Here is a 16,906-nt window from a genome sequence, read left to right on the forward strand (position 1 = left end):
GCACGAGGCATGGCCGGAAAACTACACCAGTGTCACTCTAACTGAACGGTATTGGCCCTAGCCCGCCCCCTCGGTCCGGGCGCGGAGGTGGGCGGCCATCGTGCGGGCACGGTGCGCGGCCTGCTCGTGGTCGGGGCGGTCGGCGGGATCGGCGGCCGCGGCGAGGTGCTCCTCGACCAGGGCCTCGCGTTCGACGAGGTCGAGGAGCTGCGCGGGGGGTGTCGCGCCGTCGTGCAGGGCGGCGAGCCTGCGCCGGACGGCCGCGAGGTGCATCAGCTCGTGGTGGGGGTCCATCCGTCCGAGCGCCGCGGACACGGGCCGGTCGTCCCCGGCCGGGTCGGGATCGCGGTGGTGGACGACCCAGGCGTCCAACGCGGCGAGCGTGTCCTCGACGGGGGTGTCGTCCCGGTCCCCGGGCACCGCGGCCTGCTCGACGGCCGCGTCCCACTGCCGGACCATCGGCTCCCAGCGCGCGCGGGCCTGCGCGGTCTCCTCGCCGGCGGCCGCCGCGATGTCGGCCCAGGGCGTCCCGTCCGCGCACTCGACGGCGACGGCCGCGGCCAGCGCCCGCCCGGCCAGCGCAGTGAGCTGGCGGGCCTCGGCGACCAGCGCCCCCGCGTAGGACTCCCGGACGGGCCCGACGGGAACCAGCGCGCGGGCGAGATCGGACATCTCGCGGGCGGCGACGGCCAGCGCGAGTTCCGCGCTCGCCCGGGTGGTGAGCGGGGCACCCGCGACGGGCTCGGGCCACACGTCGCTCGTCTCGGTCATGAGTTGCTCCTATGTCAAGCAGCGACCGGACGGCTGCCGGTCGTGCTGGTCGTGGGGGTGGTCAGGAGGGTGAACACGACGCGAGCGAGACGCCGTTTGAGGGCGCGCATGGCTTCCATCTTGGTGTTCCCCAGGGCGATTCGTCGTTGGTAGTAGGTGTGTCCGAGGGTGTTGGGCATGCGGGCCTGGGTGACCGCGATCCGATGCAGCGCGGCGTTGAGCTGCCTGTTTCCGCCGCGGGCCAGCCGGTGCCGGTTCGTGCGCCCGGATGAGGCCGGGATCGGCGCTACCCCGGCGTGCATGGCGAAACACGCCTCGGACCGGAACCGGGTCATGTTCGCGACCTCACCGACGATCTTCGCCGCGGTCAGCCCGGCGACCCCGGGCAAGGTCTGTAGGTGCGGAGCGACCCGCTCGACGCGTTGGGAGATCTCCCGCTCCAGGGCGTTGACCCGTACGGTCACCGCTCGGATGTCGGCCAGGAGCTCCGCGGCGATCCGCGCCACCATCTCCGACTCCGGGGCCGGGTGAAAGTCCTGCAGCCGGCTCTGCAGCCGGTCCAGAACGCGCAAGCGGTCCAGCCCGCGCGACGGGATGTCCAGATCGGGGTCGAGCTCGTGCAGGTGCCAGCGCACCCGACTCTGCATCCGGGTCCGCTCGGTCACGAGATCCTCACGATGGTCGACCAGCAGTTTGAGCTCCCGCGAGGTGCGGTCATGCTCGGCGACCGGCAGGTTCGGCTCACGCAGCGCCGCCCTGGCGATCGCCAACGCGTCGATCGGGTCGGACTTGCCCCGAGTGCGAGCCGAGGCCCGTGCGCCGGCCATCAGCTTCGGAGGGACCCGCACCACCCGCTCACCCGCAGCGAGCAACGCCCGCTCGAGACGGGTTGAGACGTGGCGGCAGTCCTCGATCGCCCACACTCGTTGTCCGTCCGCATGCTCGGCGCGGGCCCAGCGGACCAGCGCGGCGTGGCCCGCGTCGCGTGCCTTCACCGTCTTCTGTCCGACCTCGCGGCCCACCTGATCGACGGCGACCGTCGTGTGGGTGTCCTTGTGGACGTCGACTCCCAGCACCACCATGGTGGCGTCACCTCTTTCGTCGGAGGGACGGCTGGGCCGGCCGGCGGACACATCTCAGTGGGGGCGCGGCCACGCTCCTATCAAGTCACGCCGGTCGGCCCTGACCAGCGGTGACCGGCACAACTCATGAACTCCAGCCCCGCGAACGAGGCGGCACGGACGCTACGAGCCAGGTCACCACCAGCCAGGATCCCAACCACCGCAACAGCGGCGTCCTCACCCTGACACTGAGACACGACGCTAGCCCGCCCGAGACGATGGTGAGGGCGTCGCGGCCGGGCCGGGGCGGGTGGGTACGCCCTCGATGCGGGAGCGCACGGACCCGTCGCCGTCCGGCACGAGGATCCCGCCCTCGGTGAGGCGGTGGGCGAGCAGCTCGCCGACGGTGCCGATGTGGGCGGTCATGGCGTCACGCGCGGTGCACGATCGGCGGGCTCAGCTTCCGGGCCGGGTCCTGGGGGCGGCCGACGCTCCCGCCCTCGGGACCTCGCTCACCCCGCCCTCACCATCCCCGAGAGGGTGGTCGGCCGTGGTCGGTGCACGATGACGCCGCGCAGATTCCGGCCGGAGAGCAGGTCCTCGTCGCCCTCGTCGACCTGCTCGAGGATGGAGGTGCGGGTGATCAGCTCGTCGTCCGCCGATCCCGGCCGTGATCGCGGGAGGGCGGTAGGAATCCCTCGAGGAGTTCCTCGAGACGAAGGCCGTCCAGCTCCGAGGGCGCACCGCAGGAGATCATCTCTATCGTCGAGATAGTCGACGGCGGGACCATTCCGTGGGATCGGGCCCGCCCGGCCCGACGTGTCCGCGCCGCCCGGCCCGCTGGTCACATCGGGTCCCGGGTGAGAGGATCGCCGCGGACCGGTTGAGGTACCAGCCCTTCCCTGCTCGTGGTGTCGGTTTCTGAGGGGTCGGTGCATGGAGGACGACAGGTGGCCCGTCGGGCGGGTCCTGACCCGCGCCGTCGAGAGCGGCGCCGTCGCCATGGCCACCCTGGCCCCCCAACCCGCCGACGCGGTGCTGGCCGAGATCGTGGACCAGGCGCGGGACCTGCTCGGCGCGGACACCGCCGCGGTCCTGCTCGCCGATCCCTCCGCCCGGTGGCTCGTCGCCGCCGCCGCGCGCGGCATCGCGGGCGAGGTGCAGCAGGGCGTGCAGATCCCCGTCGGGCGCGGGTTCGCAGGCCGGGTGGCCGCCGAGCGGCGGCCGGTCTCGGTGGACCGCGTCGACCCGGACACGGTGCTGAACCCGCTGCTGTGGCAGGCGGGCATCCAGTCCCTGCTCGGGGCCCCACTGCTGGTCGAGGGCGAGCTGATCGGCGTGCTGCACGTCGGGAGCTTCGCCCCGCGGCGCTTCACCGCGGGGGACGAGGAGTACCTGCAGCTGATGGCGGACCGGGCCGCGCTCGCCATCCACGCCGAGCTGACGAAGGCCGAGCGGGAGACCGCGGTGATGCTGCAGCGGTCGTTCCTGCCGGAGCGGCCGGTGGAGCTCGAGGGCTTCGAGCTGGCCTCCCGTTACGTGGCGGGGGACCGGCGGGGGGTCGTGGGCGGCGACTGGCACGACACGGTCCTGCTGCCCTCCGGCGCCGTGCTCGCCGTCGTCGGGGACGTGATGGGCCGCGGCCTCGGCGCCGCCCAGACGATGATCGGGGTACGCACGGCCCTGCGCGCCCACGCGCTGGAGACGGACGACCCGGCCGAGCTGCTGACCCGGCTGGACCGCCACGTGCAGACCTTCCATCCCGGACAGCTGGCGACCGTGTGGTGCGCCGTGCTCACGGGCGACCGGCTGCGGATGTCCTCCGCCGGGCACCCGCCGCCGGTCCGCAGCCGCCGCGGGGCGGGCGCGAGGCTCGTCGACCTCCCGCCGGACGTGCCGGTGGGGGTGGCGTTCTCCGTCCCACGCCGGACGACCACGCTCACCGTCGAGCCGGGGGACGTGCTCTGCGCGTTCACCGACGGCCTCATCGAGCGCCGCGGCCACTCCCCGGACGTCGGGCTGGACCGCCTGGTCGGGGTGGTCGGCCAGGGCGGCGGCTCCGCCGACGGGCTCTGCGCGCGGATCATGGCCGAGATGGTCGGCACCACCCCGGCGGACGACGACATCGCCCTGCTGGTCGTCCAGCGGTCCGCGTAGCGGGAACGGGTCGGGCGATCGGGGGACACCCGTGTCCCCCGCAGCGTCCGCCGGTCACCCGATCCTGCCGCGACCCCGTCCGCGAGACGGTGCTCCCAGGCCGGACGGACCGGACCACAGACCGCGGGGAGATGTCGACGATGACGAGGAAGACGCTGGTCGCAGGCGGAGTGGCAGCACTGCTGGTGACCCTGTTCACGATCGTGACAGCGGGGACGGCGACGGCCGCCGAGGCCGCCGCCACGAAGGGGGTCATCACCCGGGACTCGCACTCCTTCTCGGCCCCGACGGTGTACAGCCCGCCGGTGTCGGCGCTGAAGAAGGACCAGGTCGTGGAGACGCTGTGCTTCCTGGAGGGCCAGCGGCACCCGGGTGACGGCAGCATCTACTGGTTCCGGATCCGGGACGACAACGGCTCGTCCTTCGTGCCGCGCATCGCCCTCAAGCCGCCGACCGACATCCGGCAGTGCCCGATCCCCTGAGGGGGTCGCGTGATCAGGCGCCGGGGTCGGGTCCGGTGGGGTGACCCGAGCCCGGCGTCGCGGTGGGCGGCACGGGCAGCACGACCGTCACCACCGTGCCGGGGCGACCGGGCGCGACGGTCATCCGCCCGCCCGCCGCCTCGATGCGGACCGCGTGCGAGGGCAGGCCGATGTGGCCGCCCGCCGGGCCCGCAGCGGCGGCATCGATGCCGACGCCGTCGTCGGCGACCACGAGCCGGGCCCGGCCGCCGACCCGCTCCAGCGTGACGTGCACGGTCTCGGCCCCGGCGTGCTCGGCCACGTTGGCCAGCAGCTCGCGGGCAGTGCGGTGCAGCAGCGGATCGAGCGGCGTGCGCGCAGGCCAGTCGGCCTCGACGTCCACGGCGAACCCGCCGCGGGCGGCCGCGGCGGTGGCGAGCTCACGCACCGCGGCGGCCAGCCCGGCCTTGTCGAGGACCGCGGGGTGCAGCTCGGCGACCGTGGAGCGGAGCAGCCGGGTGGTCTCGGTGAGGGCGTGGTCGAGGCGGTCGAAGACCTCGGGCCCGCCGCCCTCGCGGGCGTCCTCGAGGTCCATGCGGGCGGCGAGGACGTACTGCAGCGCGCCGTCGTGCAGGTGCTCGGAGATCCGGGTCCGCTCCCGTTCCTCGAGGGCGCCGAGCCTGCCGAGCAGGTCGCCGCGGACCCGGACCAGGGACCCGATCGTCGCCACGCGGGAGTGCTGGATGCGGGAGAGGCCGACGGCGCCCGCGGCGACCCCGGCGGCGATCGCGGTGCGGAGCAGCAGGGAGGCCCACGGCTCCTCGTTGGAGTCCTGGGTGGCGATCCCGGCGACCATATAGACGAGCGTCGTCGGGACCACCACGGCGGCGCACACGCGCGGCCGCAGCTGCGTCGCCGCGAGGACCGGCAGCAGCAGGAACCCCGTGGTGACGACGTCCGACGTCCAGCTGTCCGGGGTCCGCACGCCCGTGAGCAGGGTCAGGGCGGCGAGCACGGCGAGGTCGACGAACAACGCCGCCCACGCCCAGACGAGCGCGCGCGGACCGCTGTGGGTGGACCAGCGGCCCACCACCAGCGCGAACACCGCGTACCCGGCCGCGATCAGCGCGCACGCCACGCGATCGTGCGCGGGCGGGACGAACGCCACGGTCAGCGCGACGAACGCCACCAGCACCCAGCGCAGCGCCACCTGCAGCAGTACGCCGCGGCGCGCGTGGTCCCTCGCGACGGTCTCGACGTCCTGTGTGGTCGGTGCGGAGGATTCGCTCACGGGCCTATCCTCCCCCCGTGACCGCAGGCCGAGGAGGCGATCCGCGCGTCCGCGTGGTGATCGCCGACGACCACCCGTTCTTCCGCGACGGCGTGGCCCGCGGCCTCGAGCGCAGCGGCCGGATCGAGATCGTCGGCGAGGCCGCGGACGGCCGCGAGGCCCTCGCGGCGATCCGTTCCGCGTCACCGGCCGTGGCGCTGGTGGACTACGAGATGCCGGATCTGGACGGGCTCGACGTCGTCCGGGCCGTCGTGCGGGACGGGCTGCCGACCCGGGTGCTCCTGCTGTCCTCCCACACGGAGAGCGCGGTGGTCTACCGGGCGTTGCAGGAGGGGGCGGCCGGTTACCTGGCCAAGGACTCCCGCCGGTCGGAGATCGTCGAGGCGGTGGTGGACGTCGCCCGCGGCCGGACCGTCGTGCCGCCCGCCCTCGCCGAGGGCCTGGCGGGTGAGATCCGGCTGCGCGCGGTCGCCGAGGGCCCGGTGCTGTCCGACCGGGAACGCCAGGTGCTCGCCGGGTTCGCGCGCGGCCTGTCGATCCCGCAGGTGGCCGCCGAGCTGGTGATCGGGGTGTCGACGGTGAAGACCCACACCCAGCGCCTCTACGAGAAGCTCGGGGTGTCCGACCGGGCCGAGGCGGTCGCGGTGGCGATGCGTCGGGGCTGGGTGGAGTAGCCGGTCAGCGGGTGAGGTAGCGGACCACCGCGAGCACGCGGCGGTGGTCGTCCGCGTCCGCGGTGAGGCCGAGGGTGTCGTAGATGCGCCTCGTCACCGCGCTCACGGGCGCGGTCCTGGCCCTCGCCGCCTGCTCGACCGCCCCGGCCCCCGCCGCCACCGCCCCGGACTACGCCGCGGCCCTGGAACCGCACGTCACCGCCTTGATGGCGCAGCTGCAGATCCCCGGCGCGAGCCTCTACGTCGACGTCCCCGGGCGGGGGACCTGGCAGGCCGCGCTCGGGTCCACGACGGACCAGGGCCGCCCGGTGACCGTCGAGGACCACTTCACGATCGGTAGCGTGACGAAGACGCCGGCGGACCCGGTCACGAAGTACTCGAGCACCTCCTTCGCCGAGGCGCCGTCCGCCGAGCGGATCGCCGGGCTGATCCGGGAGGCGGTGATCTCGGAGTGAGAGTCCGGCGCACCGGCTCGGGGGTTGCGCGGGCGTCGTCGAACCCCTCCCGACCGATCGCGGCTGGAGGGGACGGGACCTCCGTCGCTGTCCGCGGCGAGCCCGATGTCCTATCTTCGGCCGCTGTCGACCCCCTGGATCGCTCCGGCGGTCGGCTCCGCACGTCCGTACCGGGAGGTCAGCGAATGCATCAGCCACGTCGACGCGGAGCATCGGCCGTCGTCGGAGCCGTGCTCCTGCTCCTGGCGGTGGGGGCGTGCGGCTCCGGAGTCGCGGCGTCGGGGTCCGTGAAGACCGAGGACCGCCACCTCCAGGGGTTCGACTCCGTGGAGTTCGCGTCCGCGGGGACACTGACGATCGAGCAGACCGGTACCGACTCCGTCGCGATCAGCGCGGACGAGGCGTACCTGTCCTCGCTGACCAGTGAGCTCGACGGCCGCACGCTCCGCCTCGGGGTGCGGCCGGGGACGAGCATCGACGGCGGCCGGGACATCCGCTACACGGTCACCGTCGCGTCGCTGACCGACCTCGAGGTGGCGGGGGCGGGCGACGTCACCGTCAGCGGCGTCGACACCCCGTCGCTCGCGGTCGTGCAGAGCGGGGCGGGCCGGATCACGATCACCGGCCGCACCACCTCGTCCACCGTCGAGCTCAGCGGGACCGGCGCCTACGACGGACGCGGGCTCGCGGCGGAGTCCGTCGACGTCTCGGTCAGCGGCGCGGGCAGCGCCGAGGTCACCGCGACGACGACGCTGAAGGCGCGGGTCAGCGGGGTCGGCGACATCGGGTACCTCGGCGACCCCGCCGTGACCCGAGAGGTCTCCGGGGTGGGTGAGATCAAGAAGCTCTGACCCGTGCTCAGGGGCGCGAGTGCGGGCCGAGGGTGCCTCTGCGTGTGGGGCTGACGACCATGCCCGGCGGAGATCATCAGTCCCTGACGCGACTACTGCGGCAGGGCTGCCACCACCTTCCGCAGGACGGGCTCGTACGCGGCGCCACCCAGCCGTTCGAAGCTGCTCATCGTGACGGTGAAGCCGTAGCGGGAGCCGATCACGACGGCCTCCGCCTGCAGGTCGCGGTAGGCGAGGTAGCCCTTGGGCGCGAGGTCGTCGACCGTGTCGTAGCTGCGCGTCGCGACGTCTCGGCTGTACTCGTAGGTGACCTCGCCCGAGGAGGCCGAGCTGCCGGTCACCGAGAGCTGGGCGACGCCGTTGCCGTCGCCGAACAGGCAGCTCCCGGAGTCCACCATGGGCTGGCCCACCAGCTGGGAGACCTGCGCGGCGGTGAACGGGCAGGGCGGCGGTGTGACCACGGCGGCGAAACCGGTGTCGTCCTCGCCGCCGGTCGCCGGGTCCGCCGCGGGGTCGGCGGCCTGGTCCGTGGTGGAGCCGCCGACGAGGCCGCCGAGCAGCGGCTGGAGCGGGCCGAGCGGGCCGCCGAACGCCACGTACGCCACCCCGCCCCCGATCACGAGGACGGCGGCGACGAGGACGGCGATCAGGGCCGTCGGCCGCTTCGGGCCTGCGGTCGACGGCGGCCCGAGCTGCGGTGGGGGTCGACGACCCGGGGGAGGGGTGGCCCCGTGGCCGGGATACGGGTCGGGTCCGACGCCCTGCTGCGGCACCCGGCCCCACTCCGGGTCGCCGCCCTGCTGAGGCCCGTACCCCTGCTGAGGTCCGTATCCCTGGGCGGGCCCGTACCCGTGCGGCGGTGGTCCCTGGTGCGGAGGCGCCTGCGACGGCCCGTAGCCCTGCGGCCCGTAGCCCTGCGGCCCGTAGCCCTGCGGTCCGTAGCCCTGCGGGGGCGGCCCGTAGCCGGGCGGGGGTCCCTGCGGGGGGCCGTACCCGGGCGGAGGTCCGTACCCCGGCCGGGGGTCCTGTCCCCGAGCAGGCCCGTATCCCTGCTCCGGGCTCTGCTGCGGACCGCGATCCCGCGGGTCGTACCCCGGTGGCGGCCCGGGGAAGTGCTCGGCCTGGTCCGGGTCGTCCGCCATCGGGCACTCCTTCTCGGGAGATCGCGGGCCGGGCCCGGCCGTCGTCGAGGACTCGACGGAGCTCGCACCGCCGTGACCAGGGTGTGATGCAGATCACATCTATCCGACGATCGGAGTATCACCGGTGCGGCGCCCGTGCTCCTGATGGTCGTCACCGCCGCCCCGTCACGGAGGTCCCCATGCTCGATGACTCCCCCCGACAGCTCACCGACGACCAGATCGACTCCACGTTCCTGCTCCCCGAGGACATCGCCCGCGAGGCCGTCGGGCTGGCCCGCGGGTTGGTCGAGACCGCCGACCGGGCGCCGGACGACGTCGTCGCGGTGCCCGCCGCCGAGTTCCGCACGCTGGTGCGCTCGCTCGGCATGATGCACAAGACGCTGATCGAGTCCCTGCGCACGCGGGTGGGCGAGCCCGGGACCGCCCCGCCGGACGGCTCCGCGGGCGGGGCCCTGAGCCTCGCGGGTCGGCTGCTCAAGGCTCAGAACGGCGCCGCCCTCACCCAGGCCAAGCTGCTCGTCGACGCGGTCGGGGAGACCGCCGCGCCCGCCGCCGTCGAGGTGCCCGCGCATGCCGCGAAGGCCATCGCGGACGCGGTGATCCTCACCTCGGGCCTGCTGGAGTCGACGACGTTCGCGCAGGGCATGCCCGGGGCGGCGGGCCCGATCGTGGTGGGCTACAGCGACACGGGCGACCGCGGCTTCATGTCCAACTGGTACAACTTCGGCAACATCAACGACTGAGCCGTGACGACCACCGCCACCCGCACCGCCCTCGCCGAGCTGCTCGCTCCCGTCCCGGTGTCGGAGTTCCTCGAGTCCCACTGGGAACGCGCCGCCCTCCACACAGGCGCTCCCGATCCCGACCGCTTCACCTCGCTGGTCTCGGTCGAGGACCTGGACCACCTGCTGACCGTCGTGCACGCAGCGGGCCTCGGCAATCCCGACGCCGTGCGGGTCAGCCGCGGCGGAGATCCCGTCCCGCCAAGGGAGTGGCTGCGCGAGCGCCCGGACGGGCACCACGAGCTGGACGTCCGCCGCGTCCTGTCCCTGCACCGCCACGGCGCGACCGTGGTGCTCAACGGGATCCAGCGCAGCGTCGCGCCCATCGACCGGCTGTGCGGCGAGCTGTCCGCGTTCTTCGGGGTGCAGGTGCTGGCGAACGCCTACCTCACGCCGGCGGGCGGGCAGGGCTTCCCGCCCCATCCGGACAACCACGACGTGCTGTTGCTTCAGCTCGCGGGGGCCAAACGCTGGCGGCTGCACGGGTCGCCGGTCCCGCTCACCACGACCGAGCCCGACCGCCCGCACCGCCCGACCGAGCCGCCGGAGCAGGAGCTGGTGCTGCGCGCGGGCGAGGTGCTCTATCTGCCGCGCGGCCTGGTCCACGCGGGCGTGGCCATCCCCGGCAAGGCGTCGGTGCACCTCACGATCGGCATCCACCCGTACACCTGGGCGCAGCTGCTCGGCGACGTCGTCGCGGAGCTGCGGGAGGACGACGTGCGCTTCCGCCGCTCGGTCTCACCGCGGCTCGGGGCGATCGAGGACGGCGCCGAGGCAGCGCTCACCGAGCTGACCGCGGCACTCGCGGATCCCGAGCGGGTCCGTCGGATCCGGCTGGCCCGGGCGGCCCGGGCGCTGGAGCCGGGCCGGACCGGGCAGCAGGGGAGGCTGGCGGAGCTGCTGCGACCGACGCCGGTCGCGGACACCACGCCGGTGCGGCCCACCGAACCGGGCCCGACACTGCGGCCGGTCCCCGGCTCGGTGGTGCTGGCGACGGTCGAGCGTGAGCTGACCTTCCCCGACTACGTCGAGCCCGCCCTGGCCGCGCTCCTCGACGGGACCGCCCCCTGCGCGGCCGCCCTCGCCGAGCTGCTGGACCCACCCGGCAGGCTCACCCTCGTCCGCAGGCTGGTCCGCGAAGGCGTGCTGGAGGTGTGCGGCCGACCCACCCCGTCCGCTGCATCCGGCCTGCCGGGTCAGCCGGTCTCGAAGCCCTTGTAGCCTGCGGCGGCGACCTCGGCGAGCTGCTGCCGGTAGGCCCCGATCCCGGCCATGTAGAACATCACGGCGTTCTTCCTGCCCGGGATGTTGGCGCCGAAGATCCAGGAGTCGGCCTGCGGGAAGAGCGTCATGTTCGCGATCTCCTCGCAGGTCGCCGTCCACCCCTCATCGGTCTCCGTGATCTCCGCGATGGGGTTCTCCCTGAGCGAGACCAGCTCCACGTTCTCGCGGTGGTAGGTCTCGTAGTAGCCCTCGTTGCACAGCGGGCGCTTGGCGTAGAGGTCGGTCGGGGTGAGCGCGCCGGCGGTCTCCGGGTCGTCGACGATCTCGGCGATCTCGGACCGGATGAACGCGGCGGCGGCGTTCGCCGTCGGGGTTCGTGGCGATGTCGCGGAACGTGCCGAACATGAACCGGAACCCGTTGCCCTCGTCCCGGTTCTCCTGGAACACCCGCTGCCGTTCCTCGGCGGACACGCTCATCGCCTCGGCGCCGCTCTCCTCGAACCCGAACCCCACGACCGAGTTGCGGACCTGGTGCCAGATCGCGTCGAAGCTCTCCTTCGTCCGGGCCACCTCGGCCGGGTCCACCGTGCCGTTGCCGGAGGGCACCCAGTACTGCGGGGAGCGCTGGAACACCGTCAGGTGCTCGGCGGCCTTCGCGGCGGCGATGATGAACTGCGTGCCGGTCGAGCCGGTGCCGATGACGCCGACGCGCGTGCCGCGATGTCGAGGTCGGCGGGCCAGGCGTTGGTGTGCACCAGCAGGCCCGCGAAGGAGTCCCGGCCGGGGATGTCGGGTACGTTGCTGCGCGCGAGGAGACCGAGTGCGTTGACGAGGTAGCGGCAGGTCAGCGTCCCGGTGGTCGTCCGCACGGTCCACAGGGCGGTCTCGTCGTCGAAGCTCGCGCCGGTGACCTCGGTGTTCAGCCCGATGTCCCGGCCGAGGTCGAACCGCTCGACGACGTGCTCGAGGTAGGCGAGGACATCCGGCTGGTCGAGGTAGCGGGTCGTCCAGTCACACTCCTGCAGCAGGTCGTCGTCGAAGGAGTAGCGGTAGACGAAGCCCTCGGTGTCCGACTTGGCGCCGGGGTAGCGCTTGAAGTATCACGTCCCGCCGACGCCGCCGCCCTTCTCGAACGCCTGCACGCGCAGGCTCAGCTCGTTGCGCAGCTTGTGCAGCGTGTCGATGCCGCCGAATCCGGCGCCGATCACCACGGCGTCGACGTCGGGGGTGGTGGCGCTCATCGGGACTCTCCTCGGTACCAGCCGGCGAGCGCGGCGATCTCCGCGTCGGCCTCGGGCGCGTTGCCCGCCATGAAGGGGAAGACGTGCTGCACGTCGTCGACGACGGACAGGGCCACCTCGACCCCGGCCGCCCGGGCCCGGTCCGCGAGCCGGTGGCGTTGTCGACCAGTGCCTCGACGGCGCCGGCGTTGACGTAGAGCGGCGGCAGGCCGGTGAGGTCGGCGTGCAAGGGGTTCGCCAACGGGGTGCGAGGGTCGATCCCGCCCTCGGCCAGGACGCCGGCGATCATGCCCTCCAACAGCGGCACGGTGATCAGGGCGTCGGTGGCGTCGTCGGTCACCAGGGCGAGGTCGGCGCCCGCGGAGTCCCCGATCGTCGTGATGTCGGTGATCCCGCGCTCGCGCAGCGCGGCGCACGCCGCGACCCGGTCCTCGACCTGCGTGGCGTGCGGGTGCTCGGGGGCCCGGCGGTAGTCGAGCACGAACGCGGTGGCGCCGGGCGCCTTGGCGACGTGTCCGGTGAGCTTGCGGTGGCCGGCCGCCGACCCGACCGCGAACCCGCCGCCGTGGGTGTGGGGCAGCACCCTCGCCGGGTAGGCGCCCAGCGGCAGCGCCCAGATCCCGGGCACGCCGCCGACGACGTCCTCCCGGTAGGTCACGTCCTCGGGCTCGCGGGTGGGCTGGTGCCACTCGTCGAAGATCATCGAGGACCGCATCCTCGGCGAGCACGCCCCGAGCCGCCTCGACCGGATGCCGGTGCCGTTGGCCGACGGGCTGCACGACGCGCTCGTCGAGCCGATCGACGAGGGCGGCAGGCGGGCGTTCAGCGTGCGCCCGCTGCCCGGGGGGACCCCCCGCCGGAGCGGACCGGCGGCACGCGCTCCGTCGCACACGGACCCATGCCCATCGCGGCGCAGCTGCAGGCGCTGGTCGACAGCGGCACCCCCTCGCGCTGACCGCGGACCTCGACGCGGCCGATGACGCCGCCCTCGCCGTGGTCCGCCGGGTCGCCACCACCGTGCGCCTGCCCTCGCTCGCGCAGCGCCGGGAGCGGATCCCCGCGCCGGTCCGGGCGATGCTGGCCGCCCTGCCCGCGCCGGACTCGGAGACGACGCTGTCCTCCGCCGCCCGGGAGCGGCTGGCGGCCAGGCACTGCCCGCGCAACGTGGCCGAGCTGGAGGCGACCGTGGCGCGGCTCGCCCGGCGGGCCGCGGGCGGCCCCACGCTCCTCGGATGAGCCCGATCACGGCCGGTTCACCGTCCGCTACCGGCACACCCCGCCGCTGGACCAGGGACACCGCGCCCACCGGGGTGCTGCACCCGGTGTGACCCGCTCCGGGCGGTCAGTGCTCCTTCTTGATGGTGAAGTACGACCCCCGGATGGTCCCGGCCAGCTTGGAGCGCTGGCGGGCGAACTTGAAGCGGGTCGCGAGCTCCTCCGGGACCTCCATCCCGTCGGACAGCTTGAAGCCGACGGCCCGCTTGCCGCTCTCGTCGAGGGCGTACATGACGTTGATCGACAGTCCGCTCTCGTAGAAGACGTACGCCATCCGGATGCCCTCGACCTCGAAGCTCGTCGCCTCCAGCGGCGGGGACGTGATCACGATGTCCCGCTCGTCCTTGAGGATGCCGTGCACCCACTCGATGGTCTCCTCGGCGTCGGCGGCGCGCTCCACCGTGAAGACGTGGTCGTACTTCGTCTTGAAGTAGCGGGCCTCGTTGGCGCGCAGGCCCGCGAGCGCCGCCGCGACCGGCGACAACTCCAGGCCCTCGGTGGACACGGTCTGGAAGTCCACGGTGTGGGTCACGGCTCAGGCTCCCTCGGTCGGCGGGACGTCCGGGCATTCTGCCCGCCCGAGGGCCCCTCGGTCAGTCCCCTGTCGGGTCCGGGGCGCGGACCGGTTGCTTGTCACGCAGATCACACTGGGCCACGATTGACGCCCGCACGCGCCACCACTGCCGACAACGGGGGCCGCTCATGGTCGTGCTCATGCCCCGCAACTTCCTGCAGCCCTGTCTCCTGCTGCTCCTGCGCGAGCGGGCGGACCACGGCTACGACCTGCTGTCCCGGCTGGCGTCGATGCACGACGGCGACCCCGACGGCGACTCGGGCGGGGTCTACCGCGCGCTGCGCAGCCTGGAGCGCCAGGGGCTGGTGCGCTCGCGCTGGTGCACCCCCAGCGCCGGTCCCGCCCGCCGCACCTACCAGCTCACGTCCGACGGCGAGGCGCTGCTCGACCGGCAGGCCGAGGAGCTGCGCCAGGTCGACGGGGCTCTGCACCTGTTCCTGGAGCGCTACGAGCAGAGCCGGTGCCCGCAGTGACCTGCTCCGGCCCCCACTGCGTGACGTGCTCGGACGCCGCGGTGCCGGTCACCGTGGTCTCCCTGCACGGCGACCTGCTCGCGATGGTCGATCCCGGGGACGGGGAGTGGGTGGAGGTCTCCGTCGCGCTCGTTGACGCGGCGGTCGGGGACGTCGTCCTCGTGCACGCGGGTGAGGCGATCGGTACCGCGGCCCGGTCGTGAGGGCGGGGCCGTGACGGAGCGGCGCGCGATCCGGGTGGCCGGGATCGTGCAGGGCGTCGGGTTTCGGCCGTTCGTGCACGTCCTCGCGGGTCGGCTGGGCCTGGCCGGGTTCGTCGGGAACGACGAGCGGGGGGTGCTCATCGAGGCGGAGGGCGGCGCCGCGGCCCTCGACGCGCTGGAGGCGGCACTCGTCGCCGAACCGCCACCCGCCGCGCTGGTCACCGCGGTCACGGCGCGGCGCGTGCCCGCGCGCGGGGACCACGGCTTCGTGATCGCCCCCAGCGTGGCCCGCAGCAGGGCGGCGACGCTGATCTCCCCGGACCTCGCGACCTGCCGGGACTGCGTGGCCGAGCTGTTCGACCCGGCGGACCGGCGGTTCCGGCACCCCTTCCTGAGCTGCACGAACTGCGGCCCGCGCTTCACGATCGTCACGGGCGTGCCCTACGACCGCGCCACCACCACGATGGCGGACTTCCCGATGTGCGCGGCCTGCGCGCGGGAGTACCGCGATCCCGCCGACCGCCGCTTCCACGCCCAGCCGATCTGCTGCCCGGACTGCGGACCGGTACTGCGGTTCCTCCCGGGGTGGACGGAGTCGGGGGAGACCGACCCGATCACCGCGGCGGCCGGGGCGCTGCGGGCCGGGGCCGTGGTCGCGGTGAAGGGCCTGGGCGGCTACCACCTCGCCGCACCGGCCGCGGACCCGCGCGCGGTCGGGGCGTTGCGGGCCCGCAAGCACCGGGAGGACAAGCCCTTCGCGGTGCTGGTCCCGGACGTCGCCGCCGCCCGCACGCTCTGCGAGGTCTCCCCGGAGGAGGAGGCGCTGCTGCGGTCCGTGCAGGCCCCGATCGTGCTGCTCCGCCGCCGCCCGGACGCGGACGTCGCGGCCGCCGTCGCCCCCGGGGACCGGCACCTCGGCCTGCTGCTGCCCTACACCCCGGTGCATCACCTGCTGAGCGCCGCGGTCGGTGCGCCCGTCGTGCTGACCAGCGGGAACGTCTCTGACGAGCCCATCGCCCACCGGGACGCCGACGCCCGCGCGCGGCTCGCCGGGATCGCCGACGCCGCCCTGGTCCACGACCGTCCGATCCGCACCCGGGCGGACGACTCGGTGGCCCGGATCGTCCGGTCGCAGCGCTACCTGGTCCGCCGCTCCCGGGGGTTCGCCCCCGCCCCACTGCCGCTCGCGGTCGGCGCGGGCCGGGTCGTCCTCGGCGTCGGCGCGGAGCTGAAGAACACGATCTGCCTGCTCCGCGGCGGCGAGGCGTTCGTGTCGCACCACGTCGGGGACCTGGAGAACGCCGAGACCCTGGCCGCGTTCACCGACGCGATCGCCCATCTCGGCAGGCTGCTGGAGGTCATCCCCGAGCTCGTGGCGCACGACCTGCACCCCGAGTACCTCTCCACGAAGTGGGCGCTCGACCAGGACCTGCCGCTGGTCGGCGTCCAGCACCACCACGCCCACCTCGCCGCCTGCCTGGCCGAGCACGGCGAGGCGGGCCCGGCGATCGGCGTCGCCTGCGACGGCCTGGGCCTCGGCACGGACGGCGCGCTCTGGGGCGGCGAGGTCCTGGACGTCTCGCTCACCGGCTTCACCCGCCTCGCCCACCTGGAGCCGGTCCCGCTGCCCGGTGGCGCCACGGCGATCCGCCAGCCCTGGCGCACCGCCGCGGCCTGGCTGCGCACCGCGGGGACCGAGCTCCCCGGCCTGCCGGACCGGATCGGCGCCCCCTGGCGCGCGGTGCAGGCGCTGCTGGACTCCCCGTTGGACCAGCCCGTGACGACGAGTGCGGGCCGGCTCTGCGACGCCGTCGCCGCCCTCTGCGGCGTCCGCGATCGCACGACCTACGAGGGCCAGGCGGCGATCGAGCTCGAACGCCTCGCCGACCCGGGGGTGACCGAGGCCTACCCGGCGCCCGTCCGGTACGCCCACATCGGCGAGGAACCCGCGGTGATCATGGCGTCGGAGCTGGTGCGGGCGGTGGTGGCCGACCTGAGGCGGGGGGAGGAGCCCGCCGCCGTGGCCGCGCGGTTCCACCACGGCCTGGCCGCGGGCCTGGCCGCCGCCGCGGTCGGGGCCGCGCGGGAGCGGGCCAGGGACACGGTGGCGCTGTCCGGCGGGGTGTTCCAGAACATGCTGCTGCTCCGCGGCGTGCGGGCCCGCCTGGAGCGCGCGGGCCTGCGCGTCCTGGTCCACTCCCGCCTGCCGTGCACCGACGGCGGGATCAGCCTCGGCCAGGTCGCCGTCGCCGCCGTCCGCTCGTCCTGATC

21 protein-coding genes and 1 pseudogene are annotated in these 16,906 nt (G+C 74.3%); 12 read left to right on the forward strand and 10 right to left on the reverse strand.

Annotation, left to right across the window (positions count from 1 at the left end):
• Positions 1-57: 57 nt before the first annotated feature.
• From ABD993_RS32020 to ABD993_RS32030, 3 genes are all read right to left on the reverse strand, one after another.
• Positions 58-771 carry a hypothetical protein gene (locus ABD993_RS32020; protein ID WP_345426651.1) on the reverse strand — a complete coding sequence of 238 codons (714 nt, stop codon included), beginning with the start codon at positions 769-771 and terminating at the stop codon, positions 58-60.
• A gap of 14 nt (positions 772-785) precedes the next feature.
• On the reverse strand, positions 786-1,853 hold the full coding sequence (locus ABD993_RS32025; protein WP_345426653.1) for an IS110 family RNA-guided transposase: 1,068 nt from the start codon (positions 1,851-1,853) through the stop codon (positions 786-788).
• A gap of 240 nt (positions 1,854-2,093) precedes the next feature.
• On the reverse strand, positions 2,094-2,258 hold the full coding sequence (locus ABD993_RS32030) for a hypothetical protein (protein WP_345426655.1): 165 nt from the start codon (positions 2,256-2,258) through the stop codon (positions 2,094-2,096).
• Positions 2,259-2,768: 510 nt separating this feature from the next.
• Here ABD993_RS32030 and ABD993_RS32035 point away from each other — a divergent pair.
• Both ABD993_RS32035 and ABD993_RS32040 read left to right on the forward strand, forming a co-directional pair.
• Positions 2,769-3,989, forward strand: a complete 1,221-nt coding sequence (locus tag ABD993_RS32035) for a PP2C family protein-serine/threonine phosphatase (RefSeq protein ID WP_345426657.1) — start codon at positions 2,769-2,771, stop codon at positions 3,987-3,989.
• Between the two features lie 140 nt (positions 3,990-4,129).
• The gene (locus ABD993_RS32040) at positions 4,130-4,471 is read left to right on the forward strand and encodes a hypothetical protein (RefSeq protein WP_345426659.1); all 342 of its coding nucleotides are present in this window, start codon (positions 4,130-4,132) and stop codon (positions 4,469-4,471) included.
• Positions 4,472-4,484: 13 nt separating this feature from the next.
• On the opposite strand, the gene ABD993_RS32045 is transcribed toward ABD993_RS32040, so the two are convergent.
• Positions 4,485-5,741, reverse strand: coding sequence for a sensor histidine kinase (locus ABD993_RS32045; RefSeq protein ID WP_345426661.1), 1,257 nt, complete (start codon positions 5,739-5,741; stop codon positions 4,485-4,487).
• A gap of 17 nt (positions 5,742-5,758) precedes the next feature.
• Here ABD993_RS32045 and ABD993_RS32050 point away from each other — a divergent pair, with 17 nt between their 5' ends.
• From ABD993_RS32050 to ABD993_RS32060, 3 genes are all read left to right on the forward strand, one after another.
• Positions 5,759-6,415 carry a response regulator gene (locus ABD993_RS32050; protein ID WP_345426663.1) on the forward strand — a complete coding sequence of 219 codons (657 nt, stop codon included), beginning with the start codon at positions 5,759-5,761 and terminating at the stop codon, positions 6,413-6,415.
• Positions 6,416-6,498: 83 nt separating this feature from the next.
• Positions 6,499-6,870, forward strand: coding sequence for a serine hydrolase (locus ABD993_RS32055; RefSeq protein WP_345426665.1), 372 nt, complete (start codon positions 6,499-6,501; stop codon positions 6,868-6,870).
• A 230-nt stretch (positions 6,871-7,100) separates the two neighbouring features.
• Positions 7,101-7,721: a GIN domain-containing protein gene (locus ABD993_RS32060; protein WP_345426667.1), complete on the forward strand. Its 621-nt coding sequence runs from the start codon at positions 7,101-7,103 to the stop codon at positions 7,719-7,721.
• 92 nt (positions 7,722-7,813) lie between these two features.
• Here ABD993_RS32060 and ABD993_RS32065 read toward each other — a convergent pair whose 3' ends face one another.
• The gene (locus tag ABD993_RS32065) at positions 7,814-8,863 is read right to left on the reverse strand and encodes a hypothetical protein (protein ID WP_345426669.1); all 1,050 of its coding nucleotides are present in this window, start codon (positions 8,861-8,863) and stop codon (positions 7,814-7,816) included.
• Between the two features lie 179 nt (positions 8,864-9,042).
• Here ABD993_RS32065 and ABD993_RS32070 point away from each other — a divergent pair, with 179 nt between their 5' ends.
• On the forward strand, positions 9,043-9,606 hold the full coding sequence (locus ABD993_RS32070) for a hypothetical protein (RefSeq protein ID WP_345426671.1): 564 nt from the start codon (positions 9,043-9,045) through the stop codon (positions 9,604-9,606).
• 3 nt (positions 9,607-9,609) lie between these two features.
• Positions 9,610-10,866, forward strand: a complete 1,257-nt coding sequence (locus tag ABD993_RS32075) for a cupin domain-containing protein (RefSeq protein WP_345426673.1) — start codon at positions 9,610-9,612, stop codon at positions 10,864-10,866.
• On the opposite strand, the gene ABD993_RS32080 is transcribed toward ABD993_RS32075, so the two are convergent.
• From ABD993_RS32080 to ABD993_RS32090, 3 genes are all read right to left on the reverse strand, one after another.
• Entirely contained in the window at positions 10,842-11,087 is a 246-nt protein-coding gene (locus ABD993_RS32080) for a hypothetical protein (RefSeq protein WP_345426675.1), read from the reverse strand. The genes ABD993_RS32075 and ABD993_RS32080 overlap by 25 nt on opposite strands.
• 417 nt (positions 11,088-11,504) lie before the next feature.
• Positions 11,505-11,738, reverse strand: coding sequence for a hypothetical protein (locus ABD993_RS32085; RefSeq protein WP_345426677.1), 234 nt, complete (start codon positions 11,736-11,738; stop codon positions 11,505-11,507).
• A 231-nt stretch (positions 11,739-11,969) separates the two neighbouring features.
• Positions 11,970-12,110 carry a hypothetical protein gene (locus ABD993_RS32090; RefSeq protein ID WP_345426755.1) on the reverse strand — a complete coding sequence of 47 codons (141 nt, stop codon included), beginning with the start codon at positions 12,108-12,110 and terminating at the stop codon, positions 11,970-11,972.
• A 287-nt stretch (positions 12,111-12,397) separates the two neighbouring features.
• On the opposite strand from ABD993_RS32090, the gene ABD993_RS32095 reads away from it, so the two are divergent.
• The gene (locus ABD993_RS32095) at positions 12,398-12,583 is read left to right on the forward strand and encodes a hypothetical protein (RefSeq protein WP_345426756.1); all 186 of its coding nucleotides are present in this window, start codon (positions 12,398-12,400) and stop codon (positions 12,581-12,583) included.
• Here ABD993_RS32095 and ABD993_RS32100 read toward each other — a convergent pair.
• Positions 12,505-12,825: pseudogene (locus ABD993_RS32100) on the reverse strand (alpha/beta hydrolase); the annotation flags it as partial. The gene ABD993_RS32095 and the pseudogene ABD993_RS32100 overlap by 79 nt on opposite strands.
• 278 nt (positions 12,826-13,103) lie before the next feature.
• On the opposite strand from ABD993_RS32100, the gene ABD993_RS32105 reads away from it, so the two are divergent.
• Complete coding sequence (locus ABD993_RS32105) at positions 13,104-13,346, forward strand: hypothetical protein (protein ID WP_345426679.1); 243 nt, start codon at positions 13,104-13,106, stop codon at positions 13,344-13,346.
• Between the two features lie 106 nt (positions 13,347-13,452).
• Here ABD993_RS32105 and ABD993_RS32110 read toward each other — a convergent pair whose 3' ends face one another.
• Positions 13,453-13,917, reverse strand: a complete 465-nt coding sequence (locus ABD993_RS32110) for a phage tail protein (protein WP_345426681.1) — start codon at positions 13,915-13,917, stop codon at positions 13,453-13,455.
• A 182-nt stretch (positions 13,918-14,099) separates the two neighbouring features.
• Here ABD993_RS32110 and ABD993_RS32115 point away from each other — a divergent pair, with 182 nt between their 5' ends.
• The 3 genes from ABD993_RS32115 to hypF are packed head-to-tail and all read left to right on the forward strand — an operon-like array spanning position 14,100 to position 16,904.
• Entirely contained in the window at positions 14,100-14,432 is a 333-nt protein-coding gene (locus ABD993_RS32115; protein ID WP_345426682.1) for a helix-turn-helix transcriptional regulator, read from the forward strand.
• The gene (locus tag ABD993_RS32120; RefSeq protein WP_345426684.1) at positions 14,420-14,635 is read left to right on the forward strand and encodes a HypC/HybG/HupF family hydrogenase formation chaperone; all 216 of its coding nucleotides are present in this window, start codon (positions 14,420-14,422) and stop codon (positions 14,633-14,635) included. The genes ABD993_RS32115 and ABD993_RS32120 overlap by 13 nt, the downstream gene beginning before the upstream one ends.
• 10 nt (positions 14,636-14,645) lie before the next feature.
• The gene (gene hypF / locus ABD993_RS32125; RefSeq protein ID WP_345426685.1) at positions 14,646-16,904 is read left to right on the forward strand and encodes a carbamoyltransferase HypF; all 2,259 of its coding nucleotides are present in this window, start codon (positions 14,646-14,648) and stop codon (positions 16,902-16,904) included.
• The last annotated feature ends 2 nt before the right edge of the window (positions 16,905-16,906 follow it).

The organism is Pseudonocardia xishanensis (genome assembly GCF_039541715.1).
Taxonomy (GTDB): Bacteria; Actinomycetota; Actinomycetes; order Mycobacteriales; family Pseudonocardiaceae; genus Pseudonocardia; species Pseudonocardia xishanensis.